The sequence below is a fragment of the Borreliella kurtenbachii genome, from assembly GCF_030437945.2.
In the GTDB taxonomy this organism is placed as follows: Bacteria; Spirochaetota; Spirochaetia; order Borreliales; family Borreliaceae; genus Borreliella; species Borreliella carolinensis.
The window spans coordinates 316838-335196 of the sequence record NZ_CP124058.1 but is presented as its reverse complement, the minus strand read 5'-3'; the positions used below and the strand labels follow the sequence as shown (position 1 = coordinate 335196).

The 18359-nt window shown below is 27.1% G+C and carries 16 protein-coding genes; 11 read left to right on the top strand and 5 right to left on the bottom strand.

Going from position 1 to position 18359, the window contains the following annotated elements; all coding sequences use genetic code 11:
• Window positions 1–103 precede the first annotated feature (103 nt).
• On the bottom strand, window positions 104–1675 hold the full coding sequence (locus tag QIA22_RS02175) for a peptide ABC transporter substrate-binding protein (protein WP_301611527.1): 1572 nt from the start codon (window positions 1673–1675) through the stop codon (window positions 104–106).
• A 405-nt stretch (window positions 1676–2080) separates the two neighbouring features.
• Between QIA22_RS02175 and QIA22_RS02170 the strand changes: the two genes are divergently transcribed.
• Genes QIA22_RS02170 through QIA22_RS02160 form a run of 3 tightly spaced genes read left to right on the top strand, consistent with a single transcriptional unit; the run spans window position 2081 to window position 6965 of the window.
• Window positions 2081–2977: a 1-acyl-sn-glycerol-3-phosphate acyltransferase gene (locus tag QIA22_RS02170; protein WP_301611526.1), complete on the top strand. Its 897-nt coding sequence runs from the start codon at window positions 2081–2083 to the stop codon at window positions 2975–2977.
• Between the two features lie 20 nt (window positions 2978–2997).
• The gene (flcA, locus tag QIA22_RS02165) at window positions 2998–5805 is read left to right on the top strand and encodes a periplasmic flagellar collar protein FlcA (RefSeq protein ID WP_301611525.1); all 2808 of its coding nucleotides are present in this window, start codon (window positions 2998–3000) and stop codon (window positions 5803–5805) included.
• Window positions 5806–5855: 50 nt separating this feature from the next.
• Window positions 5856–6965 (top strand): vWA domain-containing protein, encoded by a 1110-nt coding sequence (locus QIA22_RS02160; RefSeq protein WP_301611524.1) that lies wholly within the window; start codon window positions 5856–5858, stop codon window positions 6963–6965.
• 20 nt (window positions 6966–6985) lie between these two features.
• Here QIA22_RS02160 and bamD read toward each other — a convergent pair whose 3' ends face one another.
• Together bamD and QIA22_RS02150 are read right to left on the bottom strand one after the other, a co-directional pair.
• Entirely contained in the window at window positions 6986–7345 is a 360-nt protein-coding gene (bamD, locus tag QIA22_RS02155) for an outer membrane protein assembly factor BamD (protein ID WP_071983318.1), read from the bottom strand.
• Window positions 7346–7435: 90 nt separating this feature from the next.
• Window positions 7436–8572 carry a LysM peptidoglycan-binding domain-containing protein gene (locus tag QIA22_RS02150; RefSeq protein WP_301611523.1) on the bottom strand — a complete coding sequence of 379 codons (1137 nt, stop codon included), beginning with the start codon at window positions 8570–8572 and terminating at the stop codon, window positions 7436–7438.
• Between the two features lie 273 nt (window positions 8573–8845).
• Between QIA22_RS02150 and QIA22_RS02145 the strand changes: the two genes are divergently transcribed.
• The 5 genes from QIA22_RS02145 (at window position 8846) to QIA22_RS02125 (ending at window position 14460) form a co-directional block, all read left to right on the top strand.
• Window positions 8846–9904 (top strand): hypothetical protein, encoded by a 1059-nt coding sequence (locus QIA22_RS02145; protein ID WP_301611522.1) that lies wholly within the window; start codon window positions 8846–8848, stop codon window positions 9902–9904.
• Window positions 9905–10211: 307 nt separating this feature from the next.
• The gene (locus tag QIA22_RS02140; protein WP_301611521.1) at window positions 10212–11264 is read left to right on the top strand and encodes a BMP family ABC transporter substrate-binding protein; all 1053 of its coding nucleotides are present in this window, start codon (window positions 10212–10214) and stop codon (window positions 11262–11264) included.
• Window positions 11264–12724: an ATP-binding cassette domain-containing protein gene (locus tag QIA22_RS02135; RefSeq protein WP_301611520.1), complete on the top strand. Its 1461-nt coding sequence runs from the start codon at window positions 11264–11266 to the stop codon at window positions 12722–12724. Before QIA22_RS02140 ends, QIA22_RS02135 begins: the two co-directional genes overlap by 1 nt.
• Entirely contained in the window at window positions 12721–13653 is a 933-nt protein-coding gene (locus QIA22_RS02130; RefSeq protein WP_301611519.1) for an ABC transporter permease, read from the top strand. Before QIA22_RS02135 ends, QIA22_RS02130 begins: the two co-directional genes overlap by 4 nt.
• Window positions 13654–14460, top strand: coding sequence for an ABC transporter permease (locus tag QIA22_RS02125; RefSeq protein ID WP_301611518.1), 807 nt, complete (start codon window positions 13654–13656; stop codon window positions 14458–14460).
• A 1-nt stretch (window position 14461) separates the two neighbouring features.
• On the opposite strand, the gene QIA22_RS02120 is transcribed toward QIA22_RS02125, so the two are convergent.
• Together QIA22_RS02120 and QIA22_RS02115 are read right to left on the bottom strand one after the other, a co-directional pair.
• Complete coding sequence (locus tag QIA22_RS02120; protein ID WP_301611517.1) at window positions 14462–15148, bottom strand: tetratricopeptide repeat protein; 687 nt, start codon at window positions 15146–15148, stop codon at window positions 14462–14464.
• Window positions 15148–16191, bottom strand: a complete 1044-nt coding sequence (locus QIA22_RS02115) for a polyprenyl synthetase family protein (RefSeq protein WP_301611516.1) — start codon at window positions 16189–16191, stop codon at window positions 15148–15150. Before QIA22_RS02115 ends, QIA22_RS02120 begins: the two co-directional genes overlap by 1 nt.
• Window positions 16192–16241: 50 nt before the next feature.
• On the opposite strand from QIA22_RS02115, the gene QIA22_RS02110 reads away from it, so the two are divergent.
• The 3 genes from QIA22_RS02110 to QIA22_RS02100 are packed head-to-tail and all read left to right on the top strand — an operon-like array spanning window position 16242 to window position 18223.
• Window positions 16242–16820, top strand: a complete 579-nt coding sequence (locus tag QIA22_RS02110; RefSeq protein ID WP_301611515.1) for an SAM-dependent methyltransferase — start codon at window positions 16242–16244, stop codon at window positions 16818–16820.
• Window positions 16821–16863: 43 nt separating this feature from the next.
• On the top strand, window positions 16864–17394 hold the full coding sequence (locus QIA22_RS02105) for a chemotaxis protein CheW (protein ID WP_301611514.1): 531 nt from the start codon (window positions 16864–16866) through the stop codon (window positions 17392–17394).
• Window positions 17384–18223 carry an NAD(+)/NADH kinase gene (locus QIA22_RS02100; protein WP_301611513.1) on the top strand — a complete coding sequence of 280 codons (840 nt, stop codon included), beginning with the start codon at window positions 17384–17386 and terminating at the stop codon, window positions 18221–18223. The genes QIA22_RS02105 and QIA22_RS02100 overlap by 11 nt, the downstream gene beginning before the upstream one ends.
• Window positions 18224–18359: the final 136 nt, after the last annotated feature.

The following is an 18359-nucleotide window of genomic DNA, read 5'->3' as shown; positions in this document are numbered from 1 at the left end:
CCTCCATTTTAAAGTTTGCTTTAAAATTTAATTTTAATTTCATCTTTCAGTAGATATTAATTTTAAATCTTAATTTTAAAATTACTTATTTTACTTAATTTTATTATTTTTTAGTTTTAATATCTTCATATAAATAGCTTTCTGCAATATTGGGTACCCACCCTGTCCATTTATCATTTCTGAAAAGGTAATGGGATTTGGGTATATATAAAGGTGCCATAGGAAAATCTTTTTCTATTATTATCTCTTCAGCTTGTCTTAAAATGTCTTGTCTTTTTATTGGATCAAGTTCGAAATTAGATTTTTTTATTAAAGCATCATACTCTTTGTTTGAATATTTGTATGCTCCAAAAAAATGATTTTCTGTTGTAAATAAGCTGTCTAAGAATGTTAAAGGATCAAAATAGTCTCCTATCCATCCCACGCTTGACATTTGGTAATTTCCAGTTCTTCTGCTTCCTAAAAATGTTGTCCACTCTTCATTTTCGATTTCTAAGTTAATGTTTAGTATTTTTTTAAATTGTTCTTGTAAGAATTCTGCTGTTGTTGGTCTGCCTCCCGAGATTTTATATTTTAATGTGGGAAATCCTTTCCCATCCGGATATCCAGCTTCAGCTAAAAGTTTTTTTGCATTTTCAGGATCAAATAGTATTAAATTTTTTCCATAAGAATAATCATCAAATTTTGGAGTTAGGTTTCTTGTTGGATCTGAACTTCCTTTTAAAACCACTTTAGTTAAAGTTTCTCTGTCAATAGCAAGGGAAATGGCTTGTCTAACTTTTAAATTGTCCAGTGGTTTTTTTGTTGTATTGAATGCTATGTATGCCATTCCGTTTTTTAATCCAGAGTAATAATCGTCTCTTATTTTAATTTCTTCTAAATTATTTTTTTCTGCTCCTTGTAGAAAATCGATTTCACCATTTATGTACATATTGTAAGCCACGCTACCTTCTGTTGGGTAAAATATTACTTCATCAATTTCTACGTTTTTTGCATTATAATATTTATCATTTTTTTCTATTACGATTTTATCGTTAATTGATCTTTCTTTAAGTTTATATGCGCCACTAGCAACCATATTTTCAGGATTTGTCCAATTTTCTCCATATTTTTCAACAATATGCATTGGAACTGGTATGTATGCTGTGTTTGTTAGCATATCAGGAAAATAAGGCTTTGGAGATGTTAATGTTATCTCTAGTGTTTTGCTGTCAATAGCTTTTATGCCAAGTTCAGATTCAGGCACTGTCTCATCAAAGTATTCCTGTGCGTTTTTTATTGTAGATTTTATTAAATTAGCATACATTGCAGCTGTTTTTTTATTTAAAATTCTTAGATATGATTTTTTTATCTCCTCAGCAGTAATGGCAACTCCATCGCTCCAAACTATATCTTCTCTTAGATGAAATGTGTAAATAATTCCATCCTCAGAAATGTTCCAACTTTTTGCAAGTCCTGGCTTATATTTTCCGGTTTGAGAATCTTTTACTGCTAGGCCTAAGAATAGGTTTGTAATAATATTGCTGCCGTAAAGGTCTGTTGAGAGCTGAGGATCAAGTGATGATGGCTCGCTTAAGTTTGATACTCTGAAAACTATTTTTTCTTTTTTAGCATTATTAATACATGCTATTAAAGAGAAAATTATTAGCATCAATGCTATTTTTGTATATTTCATGGGATTTTCCTTTTTCAATATTTTTATATATTTTTTGTTCGCATTCTTTATTAATCTTTTTTAATAAATTTTAATAAAGAATATTTATTTTGTTTTAATTTTGAATATATATGCCCCCAATACTTTAATTTGTCTTGTATTTAAATTTTACTTTAATTCTTGCAATAAAAAAAGTCTAATAACCTTAATAGTTTTTAGTGTTATTTATCTATTGTTACAAGCTAAAATTTTACTTTAATTTGTGTAATAAATAAGGTATAATGGTTTGAAATGTTTTCAAAAATGTATGCTTGTTTAATATTAGTTATTTATTGTTAGTCTTAGAGAGCTTTTTGTTTGTAGTAAGTAAAAAATATAACTAATGGCTAAGCGGCAACATAGAATGCTTTAAAGGGTGCTGGTTTTATGTTTGTACAAAATGAAAGTTTTGATAAATATTTTAAAGACATGGAAAGCGACTTTTTAAGTCAATTTAAGTCTGTTGAAAATGTTAATTATTTGGATAAATCTTATCGAAATGCAGATTCTAATAGTAGAAAATTGGTAGACAGAATGATAGAGAGACTTCTTGAGAGTGGATCTACCATTGTTGGCATGCAAAATATTTTAGAACTTTACCAAAAGACTAAATCTGGCAAGTCTTCAATTATATTAATGGAGCATTATAGTAATTTTGATTTTCCTTGTTTCCAATTTTTACTTTATAAAATGGGCTACCGTGATATTGCAGATCATATTATTCCAATAGCTGGAGTTAAGCTTTTCAGAGATAATTTATTTGTTAAAACCCTTTCTTTGGGATACAATGCAATATTGGTGTATCCACCGCACGCATTTATTGGGGTTGGTTTAGAGCATGCTAGGCAAAGGCGTGTTTTTAATGCTAATTCTATGAAATATATTTATGAAAAGAAAAATAGTGGGTACATTATACTTATTTTTCCTACTGCTACTAGGTATAGAAAAGGAAGGCCTGAAACAAAAAAAGTAATTTTAGAAATTGGCAATTATTTTAAAATTTTTGATTATTATTTGATGATCGGAGTCAATGGAAATGTTTTAGAAGTTTCTAAGGATGGAGATATGTCTCATGATGTTTTTAAAAGAGACTCCCTTATCTATAATGCTGACAAGGTTATAAGCATTGTTGAATATAGAGATAAAATTTTAAACAGCTTGAAAGATTCTCAGACAGAGATTACAAAGGAAGTCTTGGGTTTAAAAATTGCTGAAGATTTAGAAAATCGCTTTAATGTTCTTCATGCAGAAGGGCTTGAATTTTATAAAAAGAGCTTTTTATGAGCTAGGAACTTGATTGTAATATGCCTGATTTAGATAAGATAATACAATTTAAAAGAGAAATATTAGATAATCTTTCTAATGAAAGATTGTCTAAAGAATCTTTTGGCGTGAGTATGGAGGTTAAGCTTCCTGAGCCTGGAGAGAGTATTGTTCCTTGGATAGGAGAGGATCTTGCTTTAGAAGAAAATGATGATGAGCTTGATTTAAATTTTATGCTTGATGCTCTTGAGAGTGAGGATAAGTTACCCTATTCTGACATTTTTAATGCCAAATTACCTTTAAGTGATTCTGACTTGAGGGTTGATGTGGATTCAGAGCTTTCAACTTTGGATAACGATTTTGACGTTTCTTCTGGTGATTCTTTTGAGAATGATATTGACAAAGTTCTTGATGATAATTCTGTTGATTTAGAAATTGCTTCTCAGCTTGATTTTGATAATTTAATCAATTCCTCAGAACTTAATTCTGAGGAATTGATTAATAATCAGAGTAATAATAATTTTTTTGAAGCTAGTAATGATTCTTCTGTTTCAGCAGGGGATAGTAATTTTTTACAATCCAATGAATCTAATGAATTTAATATTGGTGATGTGGCTAATGGTAAAAACCAAACAGACGAACAATCAGAGATGTTTGCTGGAGACAGTTTGAATTTAGGCACCGATGAGGATGATTTTGAAAATGTTGCAGATGATTTTAAATTTTTAGAGTATGATCAAAATTCAAATTTTAAACGTTTGGAATTTAAAGTTAATTATCCATTATTTTTAAAACATTTAAATTCCTATCCTAGAAATTTAAGAATTGCAATTGCTGAGGCTTTAACTAAGGAGAATGTTTCAAGGTTTAAACTTGAAGCGTTAATTGACCTTGTTGAAAAAAATACAAAAAGGTTAAAATTTATTGCTAAATTTGTAGGTGATATTGTTGGGCGATCTATTAAATTACCCGTAATTTATTTTAAGGCTGAAGAATTTAGCAAACTTCAGCAAAAATTAAGCTATAGAGTTTCAAGGGCTTTGCTACCTTTGATAAAAATAGCCTCTATTTTTGTTGTTTTAGTTTTAGTTTCTTTATACTTTATAGTAGATGTAGTATTTTTTTATGTTGCTTCTGAGAGCAAGTATAAAGAGGGCATAGAATCTATATATGCAAATAAAAGAGAGCTTGCAAAAGCCATCTTTAGAGATGCTTATTATATTAGGCCTAATGATAAATGGTTTGTCAATTATGCTAAAGCGTTTGAAGACGTTAGAGATTTTGATAGTGCTGAAGAGAAGTATGAAGAATTGTTTACCATTGAGCCTTTTTCTAAAAATTCTACAAATAGAAGGCGAAAAAAGTTTAATAAGGAAGGATATATTGCGTATGCTTCTATGAAAATTAGCCTTGGAGAACACTCTGAGGCTAATTCAATACTTGACGAGATTATATCTTATGATCTTTACGATTATGATGCTTTAGTATTAAAGGGAGATAATTATTTTAAATGGGCTAAGATAAATTCTAATTACTATAAAGATAGTATTAATAGCTATACGGTTGTGCTTTCTAAATATGGACAAAAAAAGGAAATTTTATTTAAACTTTTCAATGCTTATATTGAGGCTAATTTAGATACCGAGTCTGACAATGTTAATAATTTTATTAAGTCAAATGAAATTCTAGATATTGATGAGGTTGTTTATACAAAATATGCTAAAAAGCTTGTAGACAAGTATATTTCTTTTGTGACTTATAATCAGAGAGCAAATAATCTTGCTATAAATTTAAATTATCTTAATGGGCAAACAAATTTATTGAATAAGGAATTTTCTGATTTTAAAAGAAATGATGGCAGAACTGTCTTTAAGCTTGACAATAATGTTAATATGAATTCAGAGATTGAATACATTCTCAGAAAAATATTAAATAAAAATCCCAATTACGACAAGGCGCTTTTTGAAAGTGGAAGATATTCGTATTACATAGGGGATTTTAAGAAGGCCGAAGTTTATTTACTTAAAGCATTAAATAGTTTTAGGCATAAAAATTCAATTAAAGATGCTGGGGACAAGATATTGGCTTATAAAATTTTAGCAGACATTTATGAAAAATCTCGAGATTCTCTTAGGGCTAGCAATATTATTGGTTTGGCCTTGAGCGATTATTCTTTTTATAAAAAACACAATCTTATAAAAGGATCTAAGGAGATTTCTTCAATTTATGAAAAGCAGGGTGATATTCTTAGATCTTTAAATGACTTTAAGTCTGCGATATCTTCTTACAAATTAGCAATAAATGAGGGTGTTGATTATCCAGATGTTTACTATAAAGTTGGACTACTTAGTTACAGGGAAAATAATTATGATGATGCATTGAAATACTTATTTAAAGTAGAGAGCATGGCTGGGTTTTCAAGTAGTAACGAAGTTTTAAATTCTATTGCCTTAACTCTTTATAAGATAGGAGATTTTTTAGCTTCTAGGAGCTATTATTTAAGGGTGATGCAAAATTTAGAACTAGAGAAGGCTAATGTTTTGAATTTTAATCCCAAAGAAAATGATTATCATAAAACTCTTTTGTTAAAAGAAATTGAAACTTATAATAATCTTGGGGTTGTAGAAGTAATGGCTTCTTTTTCATCCATAAGAGATGCCAAACTTTTTAATTCTGGAGTTAGTAATTTAAGTGAATCAGCTAGGATTTTTGATATATTAAATAGAGATGAAGATATGGTAAAAAGTGTTAAAAAAGATCTTGCTAGTTTAAATCTCAGAAATATTTTTAAGAATAGTTTTTCTAAATCAAATGTTTTATTTTATGAAAATTTATCTGAAAAACTTTAATTATAAATATTATTCGTTGGTTTTGAGTTATTTATGAGGGCGGTTTCCTTATGAAGAAAATTTTTTTATTTCTTTTTATTGGCTTTTATTTGTTTGGATTTGAAGATGGTTCTTTAAAAATAGGCATTGATGATGTTTATGTTGAGGCCCATGAAGAGGGATTTCATCTTTTTATTAGAAAAAAACCTGCAATCAAATCAGTAATATTGACAGAGTCTTTTGAAATTCCCGATAAGAAAAAAGATGTGGCTACTTATTCATTTCGTACATTAAGTTATAATAAAGTTAATGGCGATGAAATTCGGATTTTAAATGGAAGAGTTATTAAGAATAAAGAGCTTTTATCATTGACATCTTCTACCCCTGTTCCTAATAAAAAGTTTGGAGAAGCTTTTCATATATTGATTCCAAAAAAATTAAAATATGGATTTCCAAATTTTTCAACAAGAAGTGGTGAGATTGACTTAGAGATATTAAAAACCAAAAAAGAGCCTTTTTGGTTTTCTATAAGATCTTTTGAGAAAAAGTATAATGATTATTTGGGTAGGTATCAAGACAATGCTTATGAATTGCTTTTCAAGGATAACCAAAAACATGGAAAAATTGAATTTAATGAATTAAAGGATACTTTTACAAAATTTTCAGATGAAGTTGTTATTGCTAATAATGGCATTGATATTGTTGATAAAATAAACAAAATTTTAAAAGAATCAGAAGATTCAGTTTATGATTTAGATTTAGTGCTTGTTATTGACGTTACTGACAGCATGAAAAGCAATATTGAGATTCTAAAAGAGCATTTGTTTTCAATAATAGAGCCTCAACTTCAAAAGTTTAAATCCTACAGAATAGGTCTTGTTTTTTATAAAGACTATCTTGAAGATTTTTTAACCAAAGCTTTTGATTTTAATACCATTCCTTATTTAAATAATATTCTTAAATATGTTAATGTTGGTGGCGGGGGGGATTATCCAGAAGCTGTGTTTGAGGGGATTGATGCTGCTGTGACCCAATTTGATTGGCGGGCAGAAAGAAGATTTATTATTGTTATAGGAGATGCACCTCCTCATGAGTATCCAAGAGGGTCTGTTGTTTATAAAGATGTTATCAATTCTGCAAAGGAAAAAGATATTACAATTTATGGAATAATATTCCAGTAAAAATTTTATTTCTTAAATTCTTATTTTTTATTATTTTCTATTTTATTTAATATTTTTTTAGCTAAAGGTTTAATCCATTTAGGCATTTCCATATTATTTTCTATTAACTCTTGAAAGATTTTTTTTGCTTTTTCTGTTTTGTTTGTTGTATAGTATATGAATGCAATTTCATATTTGCCAGTAGCAACTATATTTGGATTGTGAGCGAAATTTTGAATCATTTTTTCATATGCTTTTAAAGCAGAGTTATAATCATTAACATTGATAGCTTTTTGAGCCTCTCTGAGATAAATTCCATAAGGAGTTTCTTTTGTTAATTTTTCTAAGTTAATTGTATAGCAGGAAATAAATATTAAGTTTAGTAATATTAGCTTTTTCATTTTTGTCTCTTTTAGAATATTTTTATTTAATTTTATTAGATATAAAACAAGAAAGCAAGGCCAAAGGCCTTGCTATATGATTGTTTTTGCTTATTTAGCAGGAATTATTATCTTCCAGTTAGAATGAATTAGATCTGGATTTTGTATTTTTTGTCTGTTGGCAAACCAAATTTTTGGCCATAAATAAGGATCGTTGTATAATTTTTTAGAAATGCCCCATAAGGTATTGCCTATTTTTATTACATAAAGCTCACTGCTTGCATTGCTTTGATAAGCTTCAAGGTATCTTGCAGATTCTAAAAATAATTCATTGGCAAGTCTAAAGTTTTTTACATTTTTAGCTTCAACCCCTTTTTCCCATAATGTTCTAGATCGTTCAATAAGTTCTAGTGTTTTGAATTGTTCTTGAGGTTTAGAATTTTTTGCTATTTCTACCTTTTCTTCGTATGCGAGTACTATTGGAATTGAAGTTTCTGCATCTCCAAGAAGATAAGCATCTTTATTAGTATTTAAAAGGTTTAAGTGACTGTTTCTTTCTTTAATAAATGCTCTACCATTCCATGGAGATGGCTTTATAAGCTTATTATTGCTATAAATTGGTAAATTGGAAGCCGCTTCAAGTGCTTTTAATTGTTTATACATTCTCTCATCAGTTTCTTTTAAAGCTTTGGCTTCTTTGGCATTTTTTGCTGCTTGTTGTGCTCTGTTGAAGGCTTTGCTATACATGTCAAGGGCATTGTCAAGATCGTAATTTTTATATTTTCTTGTTGCTTCAAAATACAAGTTATTTACTTCGTCGATTTCCAATGGAATCCATATGTACGCTTCATTTGCTTCTGCATCGTTTAGATACTTTTCAATATTTTCTTTAAGGTAATTTGTTTTTTCTTTTTTTTCCCGAGTTTCTTTTATTATTGTTTTGTATCTTTCAAGTACTTTAAGAGCAATTTCATTTCCCTCTATTGCTTTTTTTTTTAAAAAACTTTGTTTCATTGCTTCTTCTAATTTTTCAGCTTCATTAAACTCTTTGGAATAAAAAAGATGTCCCCGTTCTTTTATTAGTACATTTTTAATGTCTTTTATATCTCTTAATTGAAAATTTTTATTATCTTGTTGTGCAATTTTAGCATTTTTACTCTCTCTTGATTCTGGAGGCGTTTTGCATGCTATAAAAGAGATTGCTACTACAATTAGCAGTAGCGATATTAATTTATTCTTTATATTCATAAATACACCCTTCTAATAACTTGGCTTCTATTATCTTTAAAGTAAGAACCTCTAAATATTAAAGTTCTTACTTTAACTATTTTTATTAGTATAGCAATTATAGTATGTCAATAAAAACTTAATATTTTTAATTCTTAAATTAAATTATACTTCTTTTTCGCTATTGTTCAAAGTGTAATAAATTTATGTAAAACAAGGTATAATTAAATTTATAAGTTTTTCAAAGATCAGGAGAACTATATTTTTAGAATATATCATTTTATCCTTTTAATATTGCTTTCAAATGGAGCTTTATTTTCTCAAGTGGCAGTTGTAAAAGAAATAGAAGGTAAAGTTAATGTTGTTAGAAATACATTTCCTGTTAAGTTGGATTTAGATGACGAAATTTTTGAGTATGATTTTATTGAGGTTGGAGAAAATTCAAAGCTTAAAGTAAATTTATATGAAATAAATGGTATTTCTGCAGATTTAATTTTTTATTCAAATACAAATAGTTTTGTGTTTTATTCTTCTCTTAAAGATTTGCAAGATGCAAAAGTATATTTATTTAGAGGAAGTGTTGATGCTATAGTTTATAACATTGTTAAAGGATCTTCATTTTCTGTTATAACAGATAATAATCTATTTAAAGCTGAAAATACTTCAAAATTTTATGTCAATAGCGATTATTTTAATAATTTTTTTATTAATGTTTACAAGGGTAGAATCAGGCACATTAATAAAGCCGAATATTTAATTTTTCCCAATACTAGTCTTTTGCTTTTTAATGGAAATTCTTTTTTACACAAAGTTAATGAAGGTACTCTAAAGGGCATTAATCAAAATTTTATAAGGACGGCTAAAGATAATTTTATGTCTTTAAATAAAAGGTTTTTATATCTTTTTATTTTAAAATATATTGAAGATAGTTTTAGATTTGACTTTATGTATAATTATTTAATGAAAGATTTTAAATTTAATTCTGTATATTCAAAATGGAGCCTGGAAGATAAAAATTATAAATTTGGTAACAGGGTTGATATGATTAAAAATGTTAATTATTTAAAGGGTAGAATTGGAGTACTTTTTAATAATTTTGTTGATTTGGCTAATAGGTTTTATTTTGTAGATGATATTTTGAAATATTTTTCTACTTTTTTCGATAATTCAATAACTGTTCATGGACCCATTTCAAAATTTTTAAAAGATTACAAAGCTAATAAAAATGTTTTAAAAAATAAGTTTTTTAAAACAATCCATTCTCTAAAGATGTATTTAAGACGCTCAAATGATGATATTACTAGCAATTTAAATGCTAATGAATTGTATTTATTGCGTCCTAGAGAATTTTAATTTTTATATATTTGGCTTTATGTTAAAGTTATTGGTTAGTTATTGGTTATATGACATGATATACAACGGAATTTAAAATTCACATTCAGAATTTGCTTAATATTTTATTAAATTTGGGCTCAGAAATTGTTTGCCAAAATTTTATAATAAGGATAGAGATGTGTTCTTCAGGCGTTCGGATAATTAATTTTTTAATTAGTTTTGGCGGCTTTATTTTTTATGGCTTGTTATTGATATTTTTTGTCTTTGACTTTTGTGGTATTAAGGCGAATTTAATAAATAATTAATAAAAGGATGTTTTATTTGTATGAGTAAAAACGTGTTTTTTAAAGGGTTTTGGATTTTATTTACGATATTTCATTTATATTTATTTGTTTATTTAATTTTTTTTAAGAAGCAAAAGGTTGACATTTCTAATAAAACTAATATTGCTTTATTTATTCCTGGTGTTATTTCAGGATCTCCATCTTATAAAGAAATGTATGATTCTTTGTTTGAATTTAAAAAAAAGCATGTAAATCTTGAAATTAAAGTTTTAGAAGCTGGATTTAATCAAAGCGATTGGATAGAAATGCTTGAAAAACTATTAACCTCAAAAAAATATGATTTTTTAATAACTACAAATAATGCTATGCAAGACATTGTTGATAGTGTTTCAAGTAATTATCCTCATACCAAGTTTCTCATTTTTGACTCTTTGGTAAAAAATACCAACAAGCAAGTTTATTCGGTTTCTTATAATGTTGCAGAAGAGGCGTATATTCTAGGGTATTATGTGGGTCTTTTTTTAAAGGAATTTATTAAATCTGGCTTTGGGAATGCTGCTTTGATTGCAGGTCAAAATTATCCTATCATGAGTGATTATATTTATCGTTATTTCAAAAAAGGCATTCTTGATACTGGTATGAGATCTGAGGTTTATTATCGAGTTTTGGGCAATTGGCATGATAGCAATTTAGCTAAATTGCTATCAGACTCTTTAATTAAAGATTCGGGGGCTTTGGTAATACTTCCTATTGTAGGGCCTGCTGTTGAAGGGGTGCTTTCTTCTGTTAGAGAGAATGATGTATCTGCTGTTCTTTTTGATAGTGAGAATTATTTAGACAATAAAGAAAATATTATTGGTTCAGGAATTACAAATCAAAAATATTATGTTTCATATATTTTAGATAAGGCTCTTAAGTCAGAGATTAACTATGGAAGTTCTGATATTTTTGGCATAAAGCATAAAGGAGTTTTATTTAATATTTCGAATGTTTTTTATTTAGAGAAAACCAGTCAAAAGTTAAAAGAAGATCTTTTAAAAAAAATAGAAGAGGTTAGTGAAAAGGGTATAAAAATTAATTTGGAACAAAATTAATGGTAGAGTTTAAAAACATAGTTAAGTATTTCCCAGATATTGATAAGCCTATTTTAGACAGTATTAATTTAAAAATTGGGGAAGTTAAAATTTTTACAGTAGTTGGTAAAAATGGAGAAGGAAAGAGTACTCTAGCCAAGATTATTGCCGGACTTATTGAATTTGACAGTGGCGAAATATTGGTAAATGGCATTAAGCAAAAAACTTGGAATGTAGATAAAGCTCAAAATAACGGCATTTATCTTGTTTCTCAAGTTCCTAATTTGAAAATGAATTTAAGAGTATGGGAATATTTGAGTATATATTGGTTTGGTTATGCATTTTTCATGCCAATGAATAAATCTAAGACCTATAAATATTATAGATGGCTTATGCAATTTTATAAAATTTCTTTTGATTTAGATAAAAAAATTAAAGATTTAAATATTAAAGAGATTTATTTTCTGCTTATTATTGCCTCTCTTAAAGAGAATGCAAAAATAATTATTTTTGATGAGAGTGCCGCTTATTTTTCTCAAAAAGAAGCGCAAGCTTTTATAAAATTGCTTGTATTGCTTAAGAAATCAGGAATTGCATCTCTTTTTATTACCCATAGTGAAATTACAGATGCTGTAAAATTTAGCGATGAGTTTATTGTTTTAAAAGATGGAAAGTGCTTTAGAACAATAAACAAGGAATCTATTTTAAGTAAGCTTGAATCCTCTAGTGATAAAATGTTTTTTGTAAATATTAATTTTAATAAATTTGAAAAAGATCCTATTAAGTTCAATCTGTTTTTCGAAGATTTTTGGAAATATGATGTTAGTTTTTCTTTAAATAAAAGGGGTGTTTTAGGAATAATTGGCGAAGAAGCTGTAATTAAAACTTGGGAAAAATTATTTTTAGGGGAGCTTGTTTTTGTTGGGTGTATAAAAATTGATGGCATTAGATATGAGCGAATAAATATTTTTGAGTGTAAAGCGGGATTTTTACCTTTAGGTATTGGCAATTTATTCCCCGATAATAGCAGCATATTAGATAATTTTTTGGCTAAATTTATGAATTTTGAAAATAAAATTTTTATCAGGCAATCTTACATTAATCAGATTAAAGATTTTTTTAAAAAAAAAATGGAATTTTATAGTGAAGAAAAAATATATAAAATTCTTTATTCCAAATCTTTGGCATTTTCTGGAGGAACTTTGAAAAAATTTGCTCTTTATAGAGAGATGTATATTGCAAAAAGTTTTTTAATTTGTTTTTCTCCTTTGAGCAATTTAGATCACAAAGCTTATAATGAAATGTCTGTTGCTATTCGTAATTATTCAAAAGAAAAGCCAGTTCTTTTGATTACTTCAAATTTAGATGAATTATTTTTGCTCTCTGATAACATTTTAGCAATGAAAATGGGAGAAGTTTTGTTAAACGTATCTAGAGAAAAAATTAGTAAAGAAAAATTAAAGGAATTGCTATTTTTATGACTCTGTTTAGAAATAGCTTTATGGCATTAATTTTTTCTTTTTCGATATTAAGTATTAGTTATTTTTTTGGTGATTTTTTTCAATTTTCTTATATCAAGATGATATCTTGGCGCTTTATTTTATTTTTAATCATGGCTACAGGCATTGCCACTTGTGCCAAGAGTAATTCATTAAATCTTGGCAATGAAGGCCAGGTTTATTTTGGGGCATTTTTTGTTTATATATTTTCAAGTTTTTTTGGATTAAGCCATTTTAATTTTATATTTTGGATATTTTTAAGTTCTTTTTTTGTAGGACTTTTAGGGCTTATTCCCTTTTTTATTACTTTTTTTTTCGGATTAAATAGAGCTCTAACAGGCCTTTTAATATCTTATGGAAATCAAAGATTGGTAGATGGATTTATTTTGAATATGTTAAAAACGGGTAGTTTATCGAATCAGACAAAAAGGATTAATAGTTTATTTGCTTTAGATTCATCACTTATTTACTTGGTTTTGTTTGGTGTATCAGTTTGGCTTTTCTATGTTTTTATGCACAAAAAAACCATTTATGGGCTTCAGCTTGAAATATTAAGCAATAAAAAAAAGATAGATATTTTTTTTAATATAAATGAATTTAAATATAAATTTTTCGCTGTATTTGGCAGTGCTTTTTTAAATGGTCTAGCAGGTTCTATGTTTGTGGTGTTTTTTAAACCGTATTTGGTCTTAGGGCTAACTTCAGGACTTGGTTGGAGTAGTCTAATTGTTGCTGTAATTTCAGGATTTAATTATATTTATGTATTATTTTTTAGCCTATTGTTTTCAATATTAATCGAATTTAATAATTTTCTTAATATAAATTATGACTTTAAGTATGAATTTATTGGCCTTTGTCAATCTATTGCAATTTTTTTATCTTTGTTTTTGATTAAAGTTAGGAAAAAGTAGATGTTTGGCATTTTTGAGCAGGCTCTTGTATTTTCGTATTTAGCACTTGGAGTTCTTTATACAGAAAAAATAGGGCTTTTAAATGTATCTATTGAGGGCATTTCATATCTTTCAATATTTTTAACGTCTTTTTTCATCTATTTGGGATATGGCATTTTTATGTCAACCATTTTCACTCTTTTTATTAGCTTTTTGTTTGGATTTTTTTTATCTTTTATAGTAAAGAAAAATTATGATATTTTTATAGCAGGAATAGGCATTAATATTTTTTGTTATTTTTTTGTTGATTATTTGATGAAGAGTAATTTTAATTTTATTCCTGGTTTTACTTTAAATTTATCTGGCAATTTTGAGATTTTTGTTTTTATTGCTATTTTTTTCATTTTTCTATTTATTACTGTTTATGTTATAAGTTATTCAAGAATTAGAGCAGTTTTTGAATTTATTTCTTCGGGTAATTATGAAGACATTTTGGGTGAGAAAATAAGCAACCTCTTTAAATCTTTTGCAATTTTTGTATCAATTTTCACGGCAAGTCTTGCCGGCTCATTTATTGCGGTAAGCCTTAATGCTTACTCTTATAATTTAGGATTAAACAATGGCTGGCTTGCTATTTGCATTCTTTATATTGCATTTTCAAATCCTTTATTAATTTTTCCAATTTCTTTTTTGATAGTTTTTTTTGAATATCAATTTTTTCGCACCCAAGAGTATATAAATTCTTATTTTTCTCTTTCTTTTCAATTTTATGTAGCAATAATAATAAATATATTGGTTTCGTTGATTAAGAGAAAAGATAGACCTTAGTTTAAGTTCTGCACGTTGTGTTTTGAATTGTTTTTAGAGTGTTGATTTGTAGATATAATTCTTCTAATTTTTTTCTATTAAAATAATAGAAGGGTATTTGTTTTATTATTTCTAAATTATTTAAAAAAATTATAAACAATGTGTCGTCGTTTAGCGCTAATTGAAACGTTGAGGATAATATTGTATTAAATGCTGCATTTTCATTGTTTATAAAATGGTAAATACTTTTTTTAAAAAGGGCATCAATTGCTATAAATATATTTTCTCTAAACAATTCTTTACCGCTTTGGAAAAATTTAATTATGTAGTCCATTGAATTTTCAACTTCTCCTATTAAAAAGTATGCCCAAGAGATATCTAAAAAGTTCTTTTTATCTTTAAAGTCTATTATTTTTAAGTAATCTTCAGATTTAATAATTGCTTTTTTCCAGTTTTTATTTAAATATTCTAATTCTGAAAGCAAAAGATGAGCATCAACTTGATTTTGATCCATGTTAATTATTTTTTTTAGACTTGCTATTGCTTTGTTATATTTTTTTAAATTTTTTAGTAACATTGATTTTTGATAAAGTTTTTCTATTACATATTTGCTTTCTTGTTCATTAAGTTTTAATGTTGATGTTATTTTAGCAGGATAAATATTTGTTATTAGGCCATAAAAAAGTGTCATTATGATTGTTTTTCTCATTATATTCCTTCTTTTATTTGTTCAATAGTATCTATTAGTAGATTTTTATATCTATTTTTTAGCGGGTATAAATTGAGTTCGTTTTTAAACTCGTTTAAATATTTTAAGGCAACAATAGTTGAGTTTTTTATTGATTTTGATGAATTTATCATTTCCGTTAGTTTAAATATTTCTTTTCTTGCTTTAGTAGTTTTGGTATTTTTTATTTGATTAAATTTTGAAATAATTTTTGGTTCAAATTTTTTTTCTTGTAAAAAATAAATTATTGGCAAGCTTTTTTTTCCTTCAAGCAAATCATCTCCGAATTCTTTGCCATTAATTTTATTTTTAATGTTTTTAATATCGTCTATTATTTGGAAATAAACGCCAAGCTTTAAAAATGTACTGTAAATTTTTTTAGCTTTGTCTTCATTGTTTGTAAGTATTGCAGCTAGAAAGCTAGCCATTCCAAAAAGTGAAGCTGTTTTTAATTCTACTAAAGAAATGTATTCTTTAATGCTTGGGATGTATGATTCATTGTGAAATTTAATATCAATTCCTTGTCCCAGGTGGAGATTTGAAAGAGTTGTAAAGAAATTTTCATAAATTAGTAATTTTTGATTTTCTTTTAAATTTGATCTTTCTATTAATTTTGCAGGCAAAAAATAAATTAAATTGCCAGCATTTATGCTGTTATCTATTCCATAGATTAAATGTATTGCTGTTGTGCCTCGTCTTTTTAGCGAATTGTCTTCGATGTCATCAATAATCAAGCTTCCAGAATGAGGAAGTTCAAGCAGTAAACTTAATTTATATATTAATTTAGCATTTTTTTCTTTTAAACCCAATGCATATGCCAAAAGAATCATTATCATTGGCCTTATTCGTTTCCCGCCCCTATTAATAATTTCAATTGCTGGTGCTTTAATATAATCAAGGGTATTCTTTTCTATTTTAAAAGTAAATTTTAAATCGTTATCTTTGAATAAATTTAAAAAATTAGTTGTTGAAAAGATTTTATTAATATTTTTTTCAATATTTTTTAAAAATAGTTTATTTTGCATAATAAGAATTATAATGAAAAAGTATAATAAAGTGTATTAAAGGGATTGATTTGTATCGATTGGATGATGAATATTCTAAAAAAGCCAAAAGAGAAGGATATTTGGCAAGGTCTGTATATAAGTTGATAGAAATTAATGAAAAATTTTCTTTATTTTCTTCTGGCAATGTTTTAGATATTGGAGCGTCACCCGGCAGCTTTTCTCAATATGCTTATAAAAAGCTTAAAAGAGGAGTTCTAGTGTCTGTTGATATAAATGATATTGGTCTTAGATATGTTGATAATTTTTATTTTATAAAGGGAGATATCTTTTCGGATGATACATTTTTTAAAATTAATACGTTTAGACCTTATAGTCTTGTAATTAGCGATGTGGCTCCAAAGACTACTGGAAATAGACTTGTAGATACCAGCAATTCTTTTAACTTAAGCATGAGAATAATAGATTTATCGCTTGAAGTTTTACTTAAAAAAGGAAATTTACTTGTTAAAGTTTTTCAGGGAGGAGATGAGATGCAAATTTTTAAAAAGTTTGAGAAATATTTTAAATTTGTAAAAAAAATTAGACCCAAGGCTGTAAGGAAAAATTCTTTTGAAATTTATTTTTTAGGTAAAAGTTTTGGCAAGTAGCAAGTTAATCAAATTGTTATAAACAAATTTAAAGGTATAAAATATGTTTAGAAAAGAAAGTTTTAAAGGCACAAATTCACAGCTTCAAGTTGCAGGTTTTAAAATAGGAAAAGAAAGCTATGGGGTGTCAATAGAGCACATTAGAGAAATTATTAAAGTTCCATCAGAAGGGGTTTATGCTATACCAAATGTTCCTGAATATATTATAGGTATTTATAATCTTAGAGGCAATATTATTCCTTTAGTTAATTTAAATATTAAATTTGGGGTTCCTTCTATTTCAAAAACCGAAGAAGATATGCTTTTAACAGGATACTTAATAGTTAAGATTAAAAATAAACTTTTAGGCATTTTTGTTGATAGAGTTCTTAAAGTTATTAGCTTTGATGAATCTAGGGTTCAAGAACCTCCTGCTACTTTACAAACTTTAGATAGAAAATATATATCTGGGGTTGTAAAGCTTGAGGAGGCTGATAATCTTGAGAGCGAGTATTTAGTATTAATTGATATTGCAAAAATTTTTGATAAATGCGAATTTGACAATATTCCTTATAAAGATCAGCATGAAGAATAAAGTTCTTATTTGCATTAATACTTTAAAGTCGGGAGCTAGTATTTTAGGCAATGATATTAAAGTTTATTTAGAAACCAGGCATTTTGTTGAGGCAGTGTTAATAGATGTTGGTGTGCCTTTATTTTCTTTTCCAAAAGAAAATTTTCTTTTTTTGATAACTTTAGGGGGGGATGGTACAGTTCTTTTGGCTGTTAATTTGCTTCTTGAAAATGAAAATATTGATATTCCAATTATTTCAATTAATATGGGCAAGGTGGGGTTTTTAGCAGATATTAAGATTGAGGATTTTAAAAAAGTCATAGATAGATTTTTTAACAATTCTTTGGTTATTAATAAAAAATTTTTACTCCATGTGATAATTTATCAGCAGGGTAAAGATTTAATTTCTAAATATGCTTTAAACGATATTATTATTCGATCGAGCGTTCTTAATAAAATGATTTATGTAGATCTTATGGTTAATTCTGAGAGTTTTTTATCATATAAAAGTGATGGGATAATTGTGTCTACTCCAACAGGCTCAACAGGATATTCTTTCTCAGCAGGGGGCCCTATCTTAGAAGCAGATCTTGAGGGATTTTTACTTACACCTATTTCTCCTCATTCTGTTTATAATCGTTCTTTTGTGTTTTCTAAATTAAGTAAACTTTCTATTTCTTTTTCAAAGGAATATTTTATAGCATCAGCATCAATTTTTTTGGATGGAATTAATTTTGGTTCTTTCGGAGTTGATGTTGTTTTTGAATTTAAAATTTCTTCTCGAAGCTTGAATTTTGTTTCATTTTGTACGGATACTTTTGTTAAGAGATTGAAAAACAAATTATTGTAAGTTCAATGCTTTTAAAGCAGTGTTCTTTTTAATGAAAATTTTTCTTGGTTATATTTGAATGTTTGATTTAATCTAATCTTTAATAAGGCTAGAGGGTTTTGCATGTTTTAAGACTTGGTAATTTTAAAAATTAGTT

What these genes read in the sequence shown, in the direction of transcription:
- QIA22_RS02135 (WP_301611520.1), top strand. Translation starts at nt 11,264, where the DNA reads ATGGTAGAGTTTAAAAACATAGTTAAGTATTTCCCAGATATTGATAAG.
- flcA (WP_301611525.1), top strand. Translation starts at nt 2,998, where the DNA reads ATGCCTGATTTAGATAAGATAATACAATTTAAAAGAGAAATATTAGAT.
- QIA22_RS02115 (WP_301611516.1), bottom strand. Translation starts at nt 16,191, where the DNA reads ATGCAAAATAAACTATTTTTAAAAAATATTGAAAAAAATATTAATAAA.
- QIA22_RS02175 (WP_301611527.1), bottom strand. Translation starts at nt 1,675, where the DNA reads ATGAAATATACAAAAATAGCATTGATGCTAATAATTTTCTCTTTAATA.
- QIA22_RS02150 (WP_301611523.1), bottom strand. Translation starts at nt 8,572, where the DNA reads ATGAATATAAAGAATAAATTAATATCGCTACTGCTAATTGTAGTAGCA.
- QIA22_RS02130 (WP_301611519.1), top strand. Translation starts at nt 12,721, where the DNA reads ATGACTCTGTTTAGAAATAGCTTTATGGCATTAATTTTTTCTTTTTCG.
- QIA22_RS02105 (WP_301611514.1), top strand. Translation starts at nt 16,864, where the DNA reads ATGTTTAGAAAAGAAAGTTTTAAAGGCACAAATTCACAGCTTCAAGTT.
- QIA22_RS02125 (WP_301611518.1), top strand. Translation starts at nt 13,654, where the DNA reads ATGTTTGGCATTTTTGAGCAGGCTCTTGTATTTTCGTATTTAGCACTT.
- QIA22_RS02100 (WP_301611513.1), top strand. Translation starts at nt 17,384, where the DNA reads ATGAAGAATAAAGTTCTTATTTGCATTAATACTTTAAAGTCGGGAGCT.
- bamD (WP_071983318.1), bottom strand. Translation starts at nt 7,345, where the DNA reads ATGAAAAAGCTAATATTACTAAACTTAATATTTATTTCCTGCTATACA.
- QIA22_RS02160 (WP_301611524.1), top strand. Translation starts at nt 5,856, where the DNA reads ATGAAGAAAATTTTTTTATTTCTTTTTATTGGCTTTTATTTGTTTGGA.
- QIA22_RS02120 (WP_301611517.1), bottom strand. Translation starts at nt 15,148, where the DNA reads ATGAGAAAAACAATCATAATGACACTTTTTTATGGCCTAATAACAAAT.
- QIA22_RS02140 (WP_301611521.1), top strand. Translation starts at nt 10,212, where the DNA reads ATGAGTAAAAACGTGTTTTTTAAAGGGTTTTGGATTTTATTTACGATA.
- QIA22_RS02170 (WP_301611526.1), top strand. Translation starts at nt 2,081, where the DNA reads ATGTTTGTACAAAATGAAAGTTTTGATAAATATTTTAAAGACATGGAA.